Annotated in this window: 12 protein-coding genes; 5 read left to right on the top strand and 7 right to left on the bottom strand. The window is 71.5% G+C overall.

Annotated elements, in window-relative coordinates; genetic code table 11:
- Nucleotides 1–168: 168 nt before the first annotated feature.
- On the bottom strand, nucleotides 169–750 hold the full coding sequence (locus AB0C25_RS04515; RefSeq protein WP_357369558.1) for a hypothetical protein: 582 nt from the start codon (nucleotides 748–750) through the stop codon (nucleotides 169–171).
- Between the two features lie 61 nt (nucleotides 751–811).
- The gene (locus tag AB0C25_RS04510; protein WP_357369556.1) at nucleotides 812–1,042 is read right to left on the bottom strand and encodes a hypothetical protein; all 231 of its coding nucleotides are present in this window, start codon (nucleotides 1,040–1,042) and stop codon (nucleotides 812–814) included.
- A 387-nt stretch (nucleotides 1,043–1,429) separates the two neighbouring features.
- On the opposite strand from AB0C25_RS04510, the gene AB0C25_RS04505 reads away from it, so the two are divergent.
- Nucleotides 1,430–2,884: an alkaline phosphatase PhoX gene (locus AB0C25_RS04505; protein ID WP_357369553.1), complete on the top strand. Its 1,455-nt coding sequence runs from the start codon at nucleotides 1,430–1,432 to the stop codon at nucleotides 2,882–2,884.
- A 69-nt stretch (nucleotides 2,885–2,953) separates the two neighbouring features.
- On the opposite strand, the gene AB0C25_RS04500 is transcribed toward AB0C25_RS04505, so the two are convergent.
- The 3 genes from AB0C25_RS04500 to AB0C25_RS04490 all read right to left on the bottom strand — a co-directional run bounded on the left by AB0C25_RS04500 (nucleotide 2,954) and on the right by AB0C25_RS04490 (nucleotide 6,517).
- Complete coding sequence (locus tag AB0C25_RS04500) at nucleotides 2,954–4,699, bottom strand: RICIN domain-containing protein (protein WP_357369551.1); 1,746 nt, start codon at nucleotides 4,697–4,699, stop codon at nucleotides 2,954–2,956.
- Nucleotides 4,700–5,042: 343 nt separating this feature from the next.
- On the bottom strand, nucleotides 5,043–6,050 hold the full coding sequence (locus tag AB0C25_RS04495) for a zinc-dependent alcohol dehydrogenase family protein (protein WP_357369549.1): 1,008 nt from the start codon (nucleotides 6,048–6,050) through the stop codon (nucleotides 5,043–5,045).
- A gap of 116 nt (nucleotides 6,051–6,166) precedes the next feature.
- Nucleotides 6,167–6,517 carry a helix-turn-helix domain-containing protein gene (locus AB0C25_RS04490; protein WP_357369547.1) on the bottom strand — a complete coding sequence of 117 codons (351 nt, stop codon included), beginning with the start codon at nucleotides 6,515–6,517 and terminating at the stop codon, nucleotides 6,167–6,169.
- Nucleotides 6,518–6,727: 210 nt separating this feature from the next.
- On the opposite strand from AB0C25_RS04490, the gene lanKC reads away from it, so the two are divergent.
- The 4 genes from lanKC (at nucleotide 6,728) to AB0C25_RS04470 (ending at nucleotide 12,999) form a co-directional block, all read left to right on the top strand.
- Nucleotides 6,728–9,304 (top strand): class III lanthionine synthetase LanKC, encoded by a 2,577-nt coding sequence (lanKC, locus tag AB0C25_RS04485; RefSeq protein WP_357369545.1) that lies wholly within the window; start codon nucleotides 6,728–6,730, stop codon nucleotides 9,302–9,304.
- Nucleotides 9,305–9,309: 5 nt separating this feature from the next.
- On the top strand, nucleotides 9,310–9,429 hold the full coding sequence (locus AB0C25_RS04480; protein WP_013734295.1) for a SapB/AmfS family lanthipeptide: 120 nt from the start codon (nucleotides 9,310–9,312) through the stop codon (nucleotides 9,427–9,429).
- Nucleotides 9,430–9,502: 73 nt separating this feature from the next.
- Nucleotides 9,503–11,227 carry an ABC transporter ATP-binding protein gene (locus AB0C25_RS04475; RefSeq protein WP_357369543.1) on the top strand — a complete coding sequence of 575 codons (1,725 nt, stop codon included), beginning with the start codon at nucleotides 9,503–9,505 and terminating at the stop codon, nucleotides 11,225–11,227.
- On the top strand, nucleotides 11,224–12,999 hold the full coding sequence (locus tag AB0C25_RS04470) for an ATP-binding cassette domain-containing protein (protein ID WP_357369541.1): 1,776 nt from the start codon (nucleotides 11,224–11,226) through the stop codon (nucleotides 12,997–12,999). The genes AB0C25_RS04475 and AB0C25_RS04470 overlap by 4 nt, the downstream gene beginning before the upstream one ends.
- A gap of 26 nt (nucleotides 13,000–13,025) precedes the next feature.
- Here AB0C25_RS04470 and AB0C25_RS04465 read toward each other — a convergent pair whose 3' ends face one another.
- Together AB0C25_RS04465 and AB0C25_RS04460 are read right to left on the bottom strand one after the other, a co-directional pair.
- The gene (locus AB0C25_RS04465) at nucleotides 13,026–13,610 is read right to left on the bottom strand and encodes a LuxR C-terminal-related transcriptional regulator (RefSeq protein ID WP_357369539.1); all 585 of its coding nucleotides are present in this window, start codon (nucleotides 13,608–13,610) and stop codon (nucleotides 13,026–13,028) included.
- Nucleotides 13,611–13,726: 116 nt separating this feature from the next.
- The gene (locus AB0C25_RS04460; RefSeq protein WP_357369537.1) at nucleotides 13,727–14,332 is read right to left on the bottom strand and encodes a response regulator transcription factor; all 606 of its coding nucleotides are present in this window, start codon (nucleotides 14,330–14,332) and stop codon (nucleotides 13,727–13,729) included.
- Between the last annotated feature and the right edge of the window lie 100 nt (nucleotides 14,333–14,432).

Raw genomic sequence — 14,432 nt, 5'->3', positions numbered from 1 at the left:
CTTCCACGCGATTAGCGGTGCCGACGGATTGCACCTGCCGATGTGGCGATGGCCGTTCGTTCGGGGCCGGCGGGCCTGGCGTGCTCATCCGCTGGACCTGCGGACAACCCCGACCACGCCGACCCCGACTGAAACCGGGCAGCGCATGACTGCTGAAACGCCGGGGCGTCAGGCAGGAATGATCTCACCCTCCTTGAGCTCCAGGTTCGGGAATTCGTATCGTTGCCGCATTGCCGCTGCCAGGTCGGCGGGGGCTTGTCGCACCATCACAGTGACCCCCGATCCGTCGGCGCGAGGTGCCACCGCCGCGACCGCCACTCCGTTGGCTCGCCAGTACGGGATGTCCTTCTTGATTTTCTCGGTGACCTGGTTGAGGACGGTACGTGCGTGCCGCGCGTCGGCGAAGGTGAGTTGGAGTTCCGGGTGTCGGCTGCGCAGGGCTGCGTCAATCTGCTCCACCTGCGACAGGGGCACGCGGTGGACGACAAAGGTCACGCCGTCCACGGTCAGGCCGGCGTACGAGTTGGTGGGGTAGGCGCGTTCGGCGTCGCGGATCAGCGTCTCTCGCCGGGAGTCACCAGGGACGGCGGCCGGCCCGGTAGCCAGATGCCGGGAGTGGGTGGTGGTAGGGACCGGCGGCGCTGGCTGCGCTGCGTCGCCGGCGGGTTGTTGGGCGCACCCTGCGGTCGCCGCCAGGATGCTGGCCGCGACAAGAAGAATTTTTTGTATACGCATGGCATGTTCCAGCATAGTTGCGGGATTAGCCGCTGGGCCACGTCGATGCGCGACCCAGCGGCTGAGCGCCACCGTTCTAGCCGGTGGCGATGGTCAGATTGAACTGCGACAGGATGCTGCCGATGTTGATGTGCAGCGCGTACGAGGAGCACAGCCGTCCGGCGGGGGAGTAGCCCTGGCATGGACCCTCGAAATTGTCCCCGGTCGCGATGGCACTGATGATGCCCAACGCCCTGAAGCCGATGCCGGACTCGTAGGCGATCACCGGTCCACCGCTGTCGCCGTGACCCAGGCTTCGGTGTGCCATCGTCAGCGACGGTGATCACCAGCCACAGCCACGTTCCGTTTCTATCCAACTACATCAATGGCGTCAATACCTCTAAGCCCCAGCGCCGGTCGCCGTGGAAGCGGGCGGCATGTGCTCGGCGTCCGGCAGGTCGGCGGCGCACCGGCACGTCGTCGTCGACCGCTCCATGTCCGCCGGTGTGGTGACCTCCCACGGCAGGACACGCTCCTGCCGTGGCACACCGCCCGCGCCGCCGGACCGAGGTCCGGGAACGACCAGTCGATCGGGTGCGCGGCGCTGATTCTTCACTCCGATGTCACCTCTCAAACCCTCAGGCGACGTGTCGGTGACTGCCCGCCGGAGTGTGCTGTCAGCCGTCGCACGTACCCTGACCAGGAGCTGATTCGAGTGCCTTCCTCCCGTCGTACCTTCCTCGCGGGCGGCGCCGCCGCCGGCGTGGGCCTTGCCGTCGCCGGTGGGCTGCCATCCCTCGCGCAGGCCAGCCCCGGCCGACCGCACCCGCCGGTCTTGGGCGGTCCCACGCCCTTCCCGCCGCTCGTGGACGACCCGAAGGGGATCCTGGCCCTGCCGAAGGGCTTCAGCTACACCGTGGTGACCCGGACCGGCGTCACCCGGCTCGACCGTGGTCAGGGCGTGACGCCGTCGGACCATGACGGCATGGCCGTCTACGACGCCGGCCAGGGCCGTTACACCCTGATCCAGAACCACGAGATCGACCCGGGCGCCGAGTTCGGCGTACCGCACGTCAAGGGCACGGTGTACGACGCGGGCGCCGTCGACGCCGGCGGCTGCACCGTGATCAAGACGGACCGCGCGGGCCGTAACCTGGGTGAGTTCGTCGCCCTCTCCGGCACCATCTCCAACTGTGCCGGCGGGCCGACCCCCTGGGGCACCTGGCTCACCTGTGAGGAGACCGAGGACCGGGCCGGCGACGAGTGGGAAGAGGGCGGCCGGTCCGGCGTCTACCAGAAGGACCACGGGTACGTCTTCGAGGTCTGGGCCGACGGCAGCGCGGACCCGAAGCCGATCAAGTGCCTGGGTCGCTACTCCCACGAGGCCCTGGCGGTCGACAAGGACCGCACCGCCATCTACCTCTCCGAGGACGCCGACGAGCCCAACGGCCTCTTCTACCGCTGGTCGGCGCCCCGCGGCGTCAAGCTCGGCCCCGGCGTGCTCACCCGCCTCGCACCGAACGCGGGCGTCCTCGCCGCCATGCAGATCATCCTGGACGACGGCTCGGTGCTGCCGGACGTCGCCTACCTGACCTCCGCCCAGTTGGGCCGCCCCTTCCCCGTACGGTGGATCGAGGTGCCGGACCGCGACGCGCGGCACACGTCCGTGCGCGAGCAGTTCGCCGACGGACAGGTCACCCGGGGACGCAAGTTCGAGGGTGTGTGGAGCACCGACGAGGGCGTGTACGTGGTCAACTCCTACGCCTGGGACGAGGGTGACCTGCCGGCCGACGCCGCGCCGCACGACGGCATGGTCTGGTTCTACAACTTCAAGGCCCAGACCATCCAGTTGGTGACGTACTTCCCGCACCAGACGGCCTCGGAGGAGGGCACCCCGGTCAAGTACACCGACCTCACCTTCGACGGCCCGGACAACGTCTCCGTCACGCCATGGGGCAGTCTGGTGCTCGCCGAGGACGGCACCGGGGCCTCCCACGTGCTCAGCACGACCCCGGGTGGGCCGACGTACGCGATCGCCCGCAACCAGCTCAACGATTCGGAGTTCTGCGGGCCGACCTTCACGGCCGACGGCCGGGTGCTCTTCGTCAACATGCAGGACCCGGGCCTCACCCTGGCCATCACCGGTCCGTGGGAGAAGTACCTGGGCTGACCGAGGTGGCCGGCCCGGTGGGGATCAGGTGATCGGTCTGATCCCCACCGGAGCCGCACCGGTGGACCGTCAGCCGACCTGGACCAGCCGCCAGTTGTTCCTGCTGCTGCCGTTGTCGGTGTACTGGACGGCCTGGGCGCCCCAGGTGCTGGAGCCGTTGAGGATGGAGAGCACCTTGCCGCTGTTGGCGTTGCGGATCCGGTAGGAACCGTCGCTGTTGGCCACCAGGGTCCAGCGGTGGTCGGCGGTGCCGTTGTCGCTCCACTGCATGACCCGGGCGTTGTCGGCGGTGGACATGTTCTCGACACCGAGGACCTTGCCGCTGTTGACGTTGCGGAACCGGAACGCGTTGCCGTCGGTGACCCGGACCCAGTTGTGGTCGGCGGTGCCGGTGTCGCCCCACACCACGGCCAGGCCACCGTCGGCGGTGGACATGTTCTGTACGCCGAGGACGACACCGGTGTCGACGTTCACCAGCTTGTAGGTGTCTCCCGCCGGGTTCGTGCCGCCGCTCACGGTGGTCACGAAGGTCATCACACTGCGGGCGGGGAGCGTGACGGTGAGCGAGCCGTTCGACATGGTGAGCGCGCCCTGGGGCGCGACAGTCCTGCTCCCATCGGTCAGCCAGTTCGAGACGCTGCCGGTCGCGGTGGTGTTGGACAGGGTGAACTGCTGGCTCACCGCCGAGGTGTTCTTGTTGACGGCGACGATCACGACGGTGTTACCGCCGCGGTACGCCGAGACGTAGACGTTCGACGTCGGGTTCGCCGTCGCGTCGATCCGCTGGTATCCGGGGCGGACGAACCTGGCGAAGTGCGCCATCATGGCTCCGCGCTTGCTGATCTGGCCGTCCTCGCGCATGGGGCCGTAGCTGCGCCGGAGGTACCACCAGACGTACGCCTGGAACTCGGCGTCGACCATGGCGCGGTGGATGTGCTCGCCCACGTCGAGCGCCTCGGGCCAGGCGTCGCCCGAGTTCGTGTTGCTGTTCGGGTAGTAGACCTCGGTCATCCAGAGTTCTTTGCCCGCGCCCCTCTGCTTGAACAGGGGGTACGCGAAGTTCGAGTACGAGGTGCCGTAGAGGTGCGCCCCGATGATGTCCACGTTGGCCAGCGCCGTGGAGTCGTTGAGGATCGGGTCCGACACGGACTTCACGTACTGGAAGGACTCGGGCGCGATGACCCTGGTGCTGATCGAGCCGGCGTTCTCCCGCAGGAACCGGAGCATCTCGGTGCTGGTCCACCACGTCCACTCGGCCGCGTAGTCGGGCTCGTTCTGGACCGAGATGGCGTACAGGTTCACCCCGTTGTTGCGCAGGTGTGTGGTGAAGTTGTTCAGGTGCGTGGCGTAGGCGGCGTACGAGCTGTACCGCAGGCGCCGGGCGTTGGTCTGGCTGCCGCGGGTGAACGTCTCGATCATGCTGGCCGGGGGGTTCCACGGGGATGCGAAGACCGTCGCTCCGAGCGCGACCGCGCGTTGCGCCGTCGCCAGATCGGCGCTCCAGTCCGCCTGGTTCTCGTTGACGGGGATCCGCAGCAGGGAGAACCCCAACTGGCCCTGGCCGGTGCCGAAGGCCGTGTCCCGCTGGGCGGCCGTCAGGTCGCCGATCCAGGCGGCGTGGGCCATGGCGCCGAAGCCCCGGATCGTCTGCCGGGTGGCGGACGGATTGATGCTCGCCGGTGCGGCGAAGGCCGCCGTGGGCACCGCGACCGCGGCGGCCGCAGCGACCGGTACGGCCCCCATCGTCGTCAGGACGGTTCGCCGGCTCAGCAACTTCCGCTCGCCGCTCACCGGCTCGATCTGCTCGTGCGTCATGTCTCGTCCTCCTGGCTGGTGGTGGTACGCGCCTTCGCGGTCCCATCGGCCCGGTCGGCACCGGTCTGTCGCGTCGCCATCGGGGTTGACGGGGACCCCGGTGGCGATGACCTGTCGATTACGATCGAGTGACGTAACTGTTAACGTTAACAATCACGGGAGTCTAAGTTCTGCCGTCGCCAGGGGTCAAGAACGAGCAGCTCAGTGAGCGGGTGGCCACTCTGCGTGTCGCATGGAACAGTGCCGCCGCGCCACCGGTGCCGACGAGGTGGACGGGCATCCTCGGGTTCGGCGGGTGGTGGCGCGGCGGCGCGTACTCTCGCTTGCCGGCGGGCGCGCGGGCTCAGCCGGTCGCGTCGTCGTGGGTGACGGTGACGACGACCTTGCCGACCTGGCCGTTGGCCTCCAGGTAGCGGTGGGCCTCGGCGATGTCGGTGAGGTCGAAGGTGCGGTCGACGACCGGGGTGAGGGAACCCGAGGCGATCCCGGCGTTGACGAACGCGACGGCGCGACGCAGGCGCTCCGGGTTCATGGTGATCTCGAAGAGGGTGTAGGTGCTGCTGGTCAGCGCCGGGTAGGACTGTGCGTTGGGCAGCGGAGTGAGGCGCTGGTCGAGTGCTCCGTAGACCACCAGGAAGCCGCCGGGGGCGATGCCCAGGGCGATGGTCTCGACGCCCGGGCCGGCGATCGGGTCGAAGGCCAGGCGGACGCCCTCGCCGCCGGTGATCTCCTTGAGTCGGGCGGGGAGGTCCTCGTCGTCGGTGACGATGACGTCGGCCGCGCCGGCGTCCAGCAGCCGCTGCTTCTTGTCGGAGCGACGCGTGGTGGCGACCGGGATCGCACCGAGATGGCGGGTGATCTGGATGGCGGCCAGGCCGACACTGCTGGAGGCGGCGGTGATCAGCACGTGGTCGCCGGGACGCACCTTCCCGGACTCGACGAGGGACCCGTAGGCGGTGATGTAGGCCATCCACGTGGCCGCCGCCTGGACCGGGTCGACGTGGGCGGGGCGGGGCACGACAGCCGCGGCCGGGACGATGACGTGGGTGCCGTACGTGCCGTACCTGCTCTGCAGGAACGCCGGTACGACCGCGACCGTGTCGCCCTCGGCGAGGTGGTCCACGTCCGCGCCGACCGCCTCGATCACGCCGGCGGCCTCGTAGCCGAGGGCGGAGGGGAGCGCGGGCTTGTCGAAGTAGACGCCCTCGCGGTACATGATCTCGGCCCGGTTCAGACCGATGGCGTCGACGCGGATCCGGACCTCGCCCGCGCCCGGAGCGGCCACCTCGACGTCGCGCAGGGTCAGTACCTCGGGACCGCCGAGCCGGTCGAACTGTACGAGTTTCGCCACGGTGCATGAGTCCTAGCGCTAGGGGTCACGGAAACGCCACCTCGATGGCCCCCGTACGCTACTCCAAGGTTCGATGGTGGTCAAACTTCGACCATCGTCGGATTAGGTGTCGTGGCTCAGGCCGGGTCTGTCCGCGCCTCGGTGCCGGCGGCGGCCACCACTGCGGCAAGCAGGCCGGGGAAACGACGCTCGATCTCGTCCGCTCGCAGCGCGTTCATCTTGGCCGTCCCCACGTAGTACTGGCGGATCACGCCGGCCTCGCGCAGGGTGTTGAAATGGTGCGTCAGGGTCGAAACCGACACGGGCGTCTCGAACGACCCGCAGGTCATGTCCGCACCCCGGTCGGCCAACTGGGACACCACGGCTCGCCGCACCGGGTCCGCCAGCGCCTCCATGACCTGCTGCAAGGAAACCTCGGACACGTCGGGGTGCTCGACGGTCCGGACGGCACTACGAGGGCGGGGCACGGCAGCTCCTTGCAACGGGTGTATCGCAATCCACCCATCGTACGACGCTGATCAAAGTAGTCCCGGTGACCCTGACTATTGTCACTGAGCGCCCGTGCACCCCACATCGAACATCGTGACTATGCGCACTGGGATCCACCACGTCCCGTGGAAGAGACTCGATGCAACGCCGGAACATCAGCCGGTCGAGTCGAAGGGGTGGTGGGGACAGTGGACGAACGCTACGACAGCTACTGCGCCGCGGATCCGCTGTTCTACGACTCACTCGGCAGCGCCGTCGCGCAGCCCGTCTTCCCGGCCGCCGAACGGCCACTGCCCACCGGCTGGCGCCGCGAGCCGCTCGACGACTGGCTGATCTACGCGCCGGACGGCGGCTCGCTGCCGCAGCAGGGCTGGAAGATCCACGTGTCGGCGGGTCTGGCGAACGCCGAGCGGGTGCTGGACACCGTCTGGGACTACTGCGTCCCCCGGGGTCTGTCCTTCAAGTTCCTGCGTGGACCCCGCACGCTGCTGCTGCGCAACTCCAAGTACGCCGCCCGGGCCGCCAGTGGCAAGTTCGTCACGGTCTACCCCCGCGACGACGCGGAGCTGGAGCTGACCTGCAAGGAACTCGACGAACTGCTCACCGGCGAGACCGGGCCGTACATCCTCAGTGACCTCCGCTACGGCAACGGCCCGGTCCACGTGCGCTACGGCGGCTTCGCCGCCCGCTACTGCCACTCACCCGACGGTCAGGTGGTGCCGGCGATCGAGGACGAGTCCGGCACGCTGGTGCCGGACCGCCGGGACCCGGTCTTCCACGTACCGTCCTGGATCACCCTGCCCGACTTCCTCGGCCCGCACCTGGCGGCCCGCAGCGGCACCAGCACCGACCAGGTGCCGTACCGGATCGAGCGGGTGATCCACTTCTCCAACGGCGGTGGGCTGTACGTGGGCCGGGACCTGCGTACCGACACCGAGGTGGTGCTGAAGGAGGCTCGGCCGCACGCCGGCCTGGACGCGGACGGCACCGACGCCGTCGCCCGGCTGGCCCGCGAGGCGGACGCCCTGCGGCACCTCGCGGACCTGCCGCAGGTGCCCCGGGTGCACGACGAGTTCGTCCTGGGCGAGCACCGGTTCCTCGCACTCGAGTTCATCGAGGGTCGACCGCTGAACAAGGTGCTCGTCGACAGGTACCCGCTCATCGACGCCGACGCGACCGACGACGACCGGGCCGCGTACGCCGAGTGGGCCCGCCAGACCTACGAACAGGTCGAGTCGGTCGTCGCGGCCATCCACGAGCGCGGCCTGGTCTACGGCGACCTGCACCTGTTCAACATCATGATCCGGCCGGACGACCGGGTCGCCCTCGTCGACTTCGAGGTGGCCGCCCCGATCGCCGGGCACCGCCGACCCGGGCTGCGCAACCAGGGCTTCGCGGCCCCCCGGGACCGGACCGGGCCGGCGGTCGACAGGTACGCCCTGGCATGCCTGCGGCTGGCGCTCTTCCTGCCCCTGACCCAGTTGGTCCGGCTCGCACCGGCGAAGGTGACGCACCTGGCCGACATCATCGCCGCGAACTTCCCGGTGCCGAGGTCCTTCCTCGACCCCGCGGTGGAGGAGATCACCGGTGGTCCCCGCGACGCGGACGAACACCACGCGTCCGTCCCGCGGGAGAAGCTGGCGACGGCCATCCTGGCCAGCGCCACTCCGACCCGCGACGACCGGCTCTTCCCCGGTGACATCGAACAGTTCCGCAGTGGCGGCCTCAACCTCGCCCACGGGGCGGCAGGAGTGCTGTACGCGCTCGACGGCAGCGGTGCCGGGAGGTGGCCCGAGCACGAGGACTGGCTGGTGCGGCGGGCGACGGCGCCGCCGTCCGGCACCCGCTGCGGCTTCTACGACGGGCTGCACGGCGTCGCCTACGCGCTCGAACACCTCGGACGCCGGCAGGACGCGCTGGACGTGCTCGACATCTGCCTGCGCGAGCCCCTGGACGGGCTCGACCACAGCCTGGCGAGCGGACTCTCCGGGATCGCGCTCAACCTGGCCGAGGCTGCCGCGCGTACCGGGGAGGTGTCGGTGCGCGACGCCGCGTGGCGGGTCGCCGAACGGGTGATCGGGCAACTGGCCGACGACCCGGGACCCGACATCAGCGGCGGACGCAATCCGTATGCCGGGTTGCTGCGCGGCCGGACCGGACCGGCCCTGATGCTGGTGCGGCTCTACGAACTCAGCGGCGACGAGGAACTCCTGGAGCACGCCGCCACGGCGCTGCGCCAGGACCTGCGCCGGTGTGTGCTGCGCCCGGACGGTGCCCTGGAGGTCAACGAGGGCTGGCGGACCATGCCGTACCTGGCGCACGGCAGCGTCGGTATCGGGCTGGTCCTCGACCAGTACCTGCGGCACCGCGCCGACGACCGGTTCGCCGAGGCGAGCGCGGGGATCCGCCGCGCGGCGCGGTCACCGTTCTACGCGCAGTCCGGGCTCTTCGCCGGCCGCGCCGGCATCATCACCTACCTCGCCGCCTCGACCGACGACGCCGACCGTCGGGAACTCGGCGCGCAACTGGATCGGCTGACCTGGCACGCACTGCCGTACCGGGACGGGATCGCGTTCCCCGGTGAGCAGTTGCTACGGCTCTCCATGGACTTCGGCACCGGCACCGCCGGCGTGCTCTTCGCGCTGGCCTGCGCACAGCACGACCGGCCGCCGGTGCTGCCCTTCCTCGCGCCCCTACCGGGCGCGACGAGACTCCCCCGCAACAGCGGGGGCGACCTGATCGGCGAACGGAAGGAAGGGAGGTGAACGACATGGCGCTTCTGGACCTCCAGGGCCTGGAGATGGCTCCGGCCGACCGCACGGGTGGCGGTAGCCGGGCGAGCCTGCTGCTCTGCGGCGACAGCTCGCTCTCCGTCACGACCTGCAACTGATCCGCCGCACAAGCGAGGCCCTGGGTGGGCAGACGTGCCCACCCAGGGCAACCGCGTACCCCGGGGAGGGCCGATGCCGACGTTCGCCTCGGGGGATCGACTGCTCCGGCGGACGGCCCGGGCCGGCGGCGGCTGGACCGGCGCCCTCGCGGCGGTCGCGCTGCTCGGCGCGGCTGCCGAACTGGCGCTACCCGCGGTCCTCGGCCTCGCCGTCGACGCCGCCCTCGGCGGCGGCTCCGGCTGGTGGGCGGTGACCGCCGGTGGCCTGGTTGTCGTCCTCATCGGCGTCGACACCCTCACGGACGTGGCCAGCGGATTCGGCGCGGCACGCGCCACCGCCGGGCTGCGCCGGCGCCTGCTGCGGCACGTGTTCGCGTTGGACGTCCGCGCCACCCGCCGCCACCCGGTGGGTGATCTCGTCGGCCGGCTGGTCGGCCAGGCCGCCGACGCGGGGCAGGCCGGCAACGCGATGGTGCTGACCGTCGTGGCGGTGCTTCCACCGCTCGGCAGCGTCGTCGCGCTCGCCATCATGGAACCGGTCCTCGGGATCACCCTGTTCGCCGGTCTCGTCCTGCTCGCCGTCCTCATGCGCGCCTTCGTGACCGACGCCTCGGCCGCGACCGCCGGGTACCAACGGGTTCTCGGCACCATCGCCGGCCGACTGCTGGAGTCGCTGACCGGTGCCCGGACCATCGCCGCCGCCGCCACCACCCACCGCGAGGAGGACCGGGTGCTCGCGGCCCTGCCGGAGCTGGGCCGCCACGGCCGGCGCGGTTGGGACCTGCTGGCCCGGGCCAGTGCGCGCACCTCCGCCGTGGCACCGCTGCTGCACCTGAGCGTCGTCGCGGTCGGCGGGTACGCCCTGACCGCCGGCTGGCTCACCCCGGGCCAACTGGTCGCCGCCGTCCGGTACGCGGCCATGGGCGCCGGGCTCGGCGGAGTGCTCGCCACCCTGAACCACCTGGTGCGCAGCCGTGCGGGGGCACACCGGGTCGCCGAGCTGCTGCAACAGCCCGTCGCGCCGGCCGGCGACCGGCCCCTTCCACCCGGCGGCGGCGCCCTGAGACTGCGCGGGGTGCGCGTGTACGCCGATGACGGCCGACCGATCCTGGACGGCATCGACCTGGACGTACCGGCCGGCGCGACGGTCGCCGTCGTCGGCGCGTCCGGCGCCGGCAAGTCGACACTGGCCGCCGTGGCGGGACGACTGCACGACCCCGACGGCGGTGACGTGCGACTCGACGGGGTGCCGCTGCGCGACCTCGACCCGTCGGCGCTGCGCCGAGCCGTCGGCTACGCCTTCGACCGGCCGGTACTCGTCGGCGCGACAGTCCACGACGCGATCGGGATGGCGCTGCCCGTCGGCCCGGCGCCCGCGCCCGACCGGAGTCCGGCCACACCGGCGGTCCTCCGGGCGGCCCACCTGGCGGCGGTCGCCGATGTGATCGAACGGCTGCCCGACGGTTACCGCACCCCGCTTGTGGACACACCGCTCTCCGGCGGCGAGGCGCAACGCCTCGGCCTGGCTCGGGCGTTCGCCGCGGAGCGGCTGCTCATCCTGGACGACGCGACGTCCAGCCTGGACACCGCGACCGAACACCTGATCACCGAGGCGGTGACCGGGTGGGTCGGCTCGCGTACCCGACTGGTGGTCACCCACCGGCCGGCGGTGGCCGCGGCGGCCGACCTCGTCGCCTGGCTGGACGGCGGTCGGCTGCGCGGACTGGCGCCGCACCTGCGGCTCTGGGCCGACCCGGACTACCGGGCTGTCTTCCAGCCGGCCGGTGGTGGTTCGTGAGCCGGCCCGGCGTACGGCGGGTGACCTGGCTCGCGCTGCGGGCCCGCCGGCGCGATGTCGCCCGGCTCTGCGCCTGGTCGCTTGTCGAGGCCCTGCCCGCCCTGCTCGCCGGCCTCCTGGTCGCCCGCGCCGTCGACGACGGCTTCCTGGCCGGACGTCTCCTCGACGGCCTGGCATGGTTGGCGGCCCTCGCCGTGGCCGTGTTGGTCGGCGCGGTGGCGACCGGTCGGACGTACCGGTGCCTGGGCGCCGTGGTCGAGCCGTTCCGCGACGAGGTGGCCGCCCAGGTGGTCCGGGGATCGTTGCGCGACGCCACCCGGGTGGGTGGTCGCCCGGACAGCGCAGCCGTGACCCGGCTGACCCACCAGATGGAAATCGTCCGCGACACCTTCGCCGGTCTGCTGATGGTGACCCGCGGCTTCCTCTTCTCCGCTGGCGCGGCCCTGCTCGGCCTCCTCGCCCTGGCACCGGTGGTGGCGGTGCTGGCCGCCGCGCCGATGGTCGCCGGACTGGCCGTGTTCCTCGCCGCGCTGCCGGCGATGGCCGCGCACCAGCGCGCGTACGTCCGCGCTGGCGAGCAGCTCGGCCAGTCGGCCGCGACGGCGCTGGCCGGGCACCGCGACGTGCTGGCCTGCGGCGCCCAGACACGCGTGACGGCCGACGTGGAACGCCTGGTGTCGGTGCAGGCCGCGGCCGAACGCACCCTCGCCCGGATGGCCGCGATCCGCAGCCTCAGCCTCGGCATCGGCGGGTGGTTGCCGCTCGTGGTGCTGCTCGCGGCTGCTCCGTGGCTGGTCGAGCGCGGGTTGACCGCGGGCGCGGTGCTGGGCGCGCTGATCTACGTCTCCACCGGCCTGCAACCCGCCCTGCACACCCTCGTGCAGGGCCTCGGCGGCGGCGGGCTGCGGTACGTGGTCACCCTGGAGAACATCCTGCGCGCCGGTCCGGTAACCGCCGGCCCCCGTCGGTCCGGCCCCGCCACCCGGACACCCCGCTCCCCGACAACCGGTCCGGTCGGCCGCCGGCCGGCCGTCGAGGTCCAGGGGCTGACCTTCGGCTACGGCCCGCGCGCCCGCCCGGTCGTCCGCAACTTCTCGCTGACGGTGGCCGACGGGGAGCACCTCGCCGTGGTGGGGCCGAGCGGCGCGGGCAAGTCCACACTGGCCGCACTGATGGCAGGTCTGGTGCCGCCGCACACCGGCACCATCCACCTGGCCGGTGCGCCGGTCCGCGACGCTGAGCCGGACGTGCTGGCCGGCCTGCGGGTGCTGGTGCCCCAGGAGGCGTACGTCTTCACCGGCAGTCTCGCCGACAACCTCCGCTACCTGCGGCCGGACGTCGACGACCAGACGCTGGAGGTCACTCTCGACGCCCTCGGCGCGCGTCCGCTGGCGACCCGCCTGGGCGGGCTGGGCGGGCTGGTCACGCCGGCCGTGCTCTCCGCCGGGGAGCAGCAGCTCATCGCGGCGGTCCGGGCCTGGCTGGCACCCGCCCCGCTGGTGATCCTCGACGAGGCGACAGGTCACCTGGACCCGGCGCTGGAGGCGACGGTCGAGAGTGCCTTCGCCCGGCGTCCCGGCAGCCTCGTGGTGATCGCGCACCGGATCAGTTCCGCGCTGCGGGCCGACCGGGTGCTGGTCCTCGACGGCGACGAGCCCGTGCTCGGGACGCACCGGGAGTTGCTGGCTCGCTCGGCCACCTACCGGGCGCTCGTCGGCTGCTGGGACGATCCGGTGCTGCCGCCGCGGACGGCACCGGCACGGCGGGGCTGAGGCCCCGGCCGAGCCGACGGCACCGCTCAGATCCAGCCCGCCTCGCCGGCCATCCGCACGGCCTCCACCCGGGTGCGCGCGCCCACCTTGCGGGCGATCCGACCCAGATGGTTGCGGACGGTGCCACGGCTGAGCCCGAGCGACACCGCTACCTCCGCGACCGGCGCCCCCGCCGCCGTCAGCGTCAACACCTCGGTCTCACGGCTGGTCAGCGGGCCGTCCGAGCGCAGCGCCGCGACGACGAGATCAGCGTCGAGCACCGGCTCGCGGCGGGCGAGCCGGCGGATCCCGTCGATGACCCGCTGCGGGCCGGCGTCGCTGCGCAGGATGCCGACCGTCCGGGTCGGGCAGAGCATGCCGCGCAGCCGCCGCGCCCGCTGTGGATGGGCAAGCACCAGGACGGGGCACAGGCCGAGTCGGCTCGGCTCGACCGCCTCGACGACGTCGAGGTCGGCCACCACCACGTCGGGGCGTTGGGCGTGGACGGCCGCGGAGACCGCGTCGCCGCGGCCGACCTCCGCCACGACATCGATGTCGTCCTCGGCGGCGAGGACGAACGACAGTGCGCCCAGCACCAGGGCACCGTCCAAGGCGAGCAGGGTACGGATCACGATGACCTTCCCGCACTCCGATGATGATCACTCAACGTCAATATTCAAACACGCATCCGGTGGGTCCGCACGGCGAGGGGCGGGCCCGGACCTCTCCGCCGGACCCGCCCCGACGACTACAGCCAGCCGTTATTCCGCGCGTGCCACACTGCCTCCAACCGGTTGCGGGCCCCCGTCTTGCGCAGGATCACCGACAGGTAGTTGCGCACCGTTCCGTGTGCCAGGTAGAGGCGGGCCGCGATCTCCTTCAGGGGCAGCCCCTCGGCGGCCATCCGCAGCACGTCCATCTCCCGGGGTGTCAACGGAACCTCCGGTGGGCTCAGCACCGCCACCGCCGCGGCCGGGTCGATCGCCCGTTCCCCGGCCGCCAGCGCACGGATCGCCCGTACCAGCTCCGCGAGGGAGCTGTCCTTCCCGACCAGGCCGCGCGCGCCAGCCGCCAGCGCCGCCTCCACAAGCGTCGGGCTCCACCGAGGGCTCATCGCCAGCACGGCGGTGCGCGGCACATCGGCACAGATCCGCGCCACCACCTCCACCGGGTCGGGCAACTCCGGCGTCAGCGCCAGCACCACCACCTGGGGCTGGCACCGCCGGACCACAGTCAACAGTTCTCCGACGCCGTCGACGTCGGCCACCACCTTCATGTCCTCCTCACCTGACAACGCGGCGCAGAGCGCACCGCGCAACAAACCCATGTCCTCGGCGACGACAACGTGGATCACCACGTTTCTCCGATCTCAGGTACGCGTCACACCGGCCACCGATCCCGGAACATGCACGGGTTTGGTCAGGGCGGTCGTGCGCGACGGACGGATAGGCATG

This window comes from Micromonospora sp. NPDC048839 (genome assembly GCF_040649915.1).
GTDB lineage: Bacteria > Actinomycetota > Actinomycetes > Mycobacteriales > Micromonosporaceae > Micromonospora.
The sequence above is the reverse complement of the archived record's forward strand: the minus strand, read 5'-3'. Positions and strand labels throughout refer to the sequence as shown.

What these genes read in the sequence shown, in the direction of transcription:
- AB0C25_RS04515 (WP_357369558.1), bottom strand. Translation starts at nt 750, where the DNA reads ATGCTGGAACATGCCATGCGTATACAAAAAATTCTTCTTGTCGCGGCC.
- AB0C25_RS04510 (WP_357369556.1), bottom strand. Translation starts at nt 1,042, where the DNA reads ATGGCACACCGAAGCCTGGGTCACGGCGACAGCGGTGGACCGGTGATC.
- AB0C25_RS04500 (WP_357369551.1), bottom strand. Translation starts at nt 4,699, where the DNA reads ATGACGCACGAGCAGATCGAGCCGGTGAGCGGCGAGCGGAAGTTGCTG.
- AB0C25_RS04480 (WP_013734295.1), top strand. Translation starts at nt 9,310, where the DNA reads ATGGCGCTTCTGGACCTCCAGGGCCTGGAGATGGCTCCGGCCGACCGC.
- AB0C25_RS04475 (WP_357369543.1), top strand. Translation starts at nt 9,503, where the DNA reads ATGCCGACGTTCGCCTCGGGGGATCGACTGCTCCGGCGGACGGCCCGG.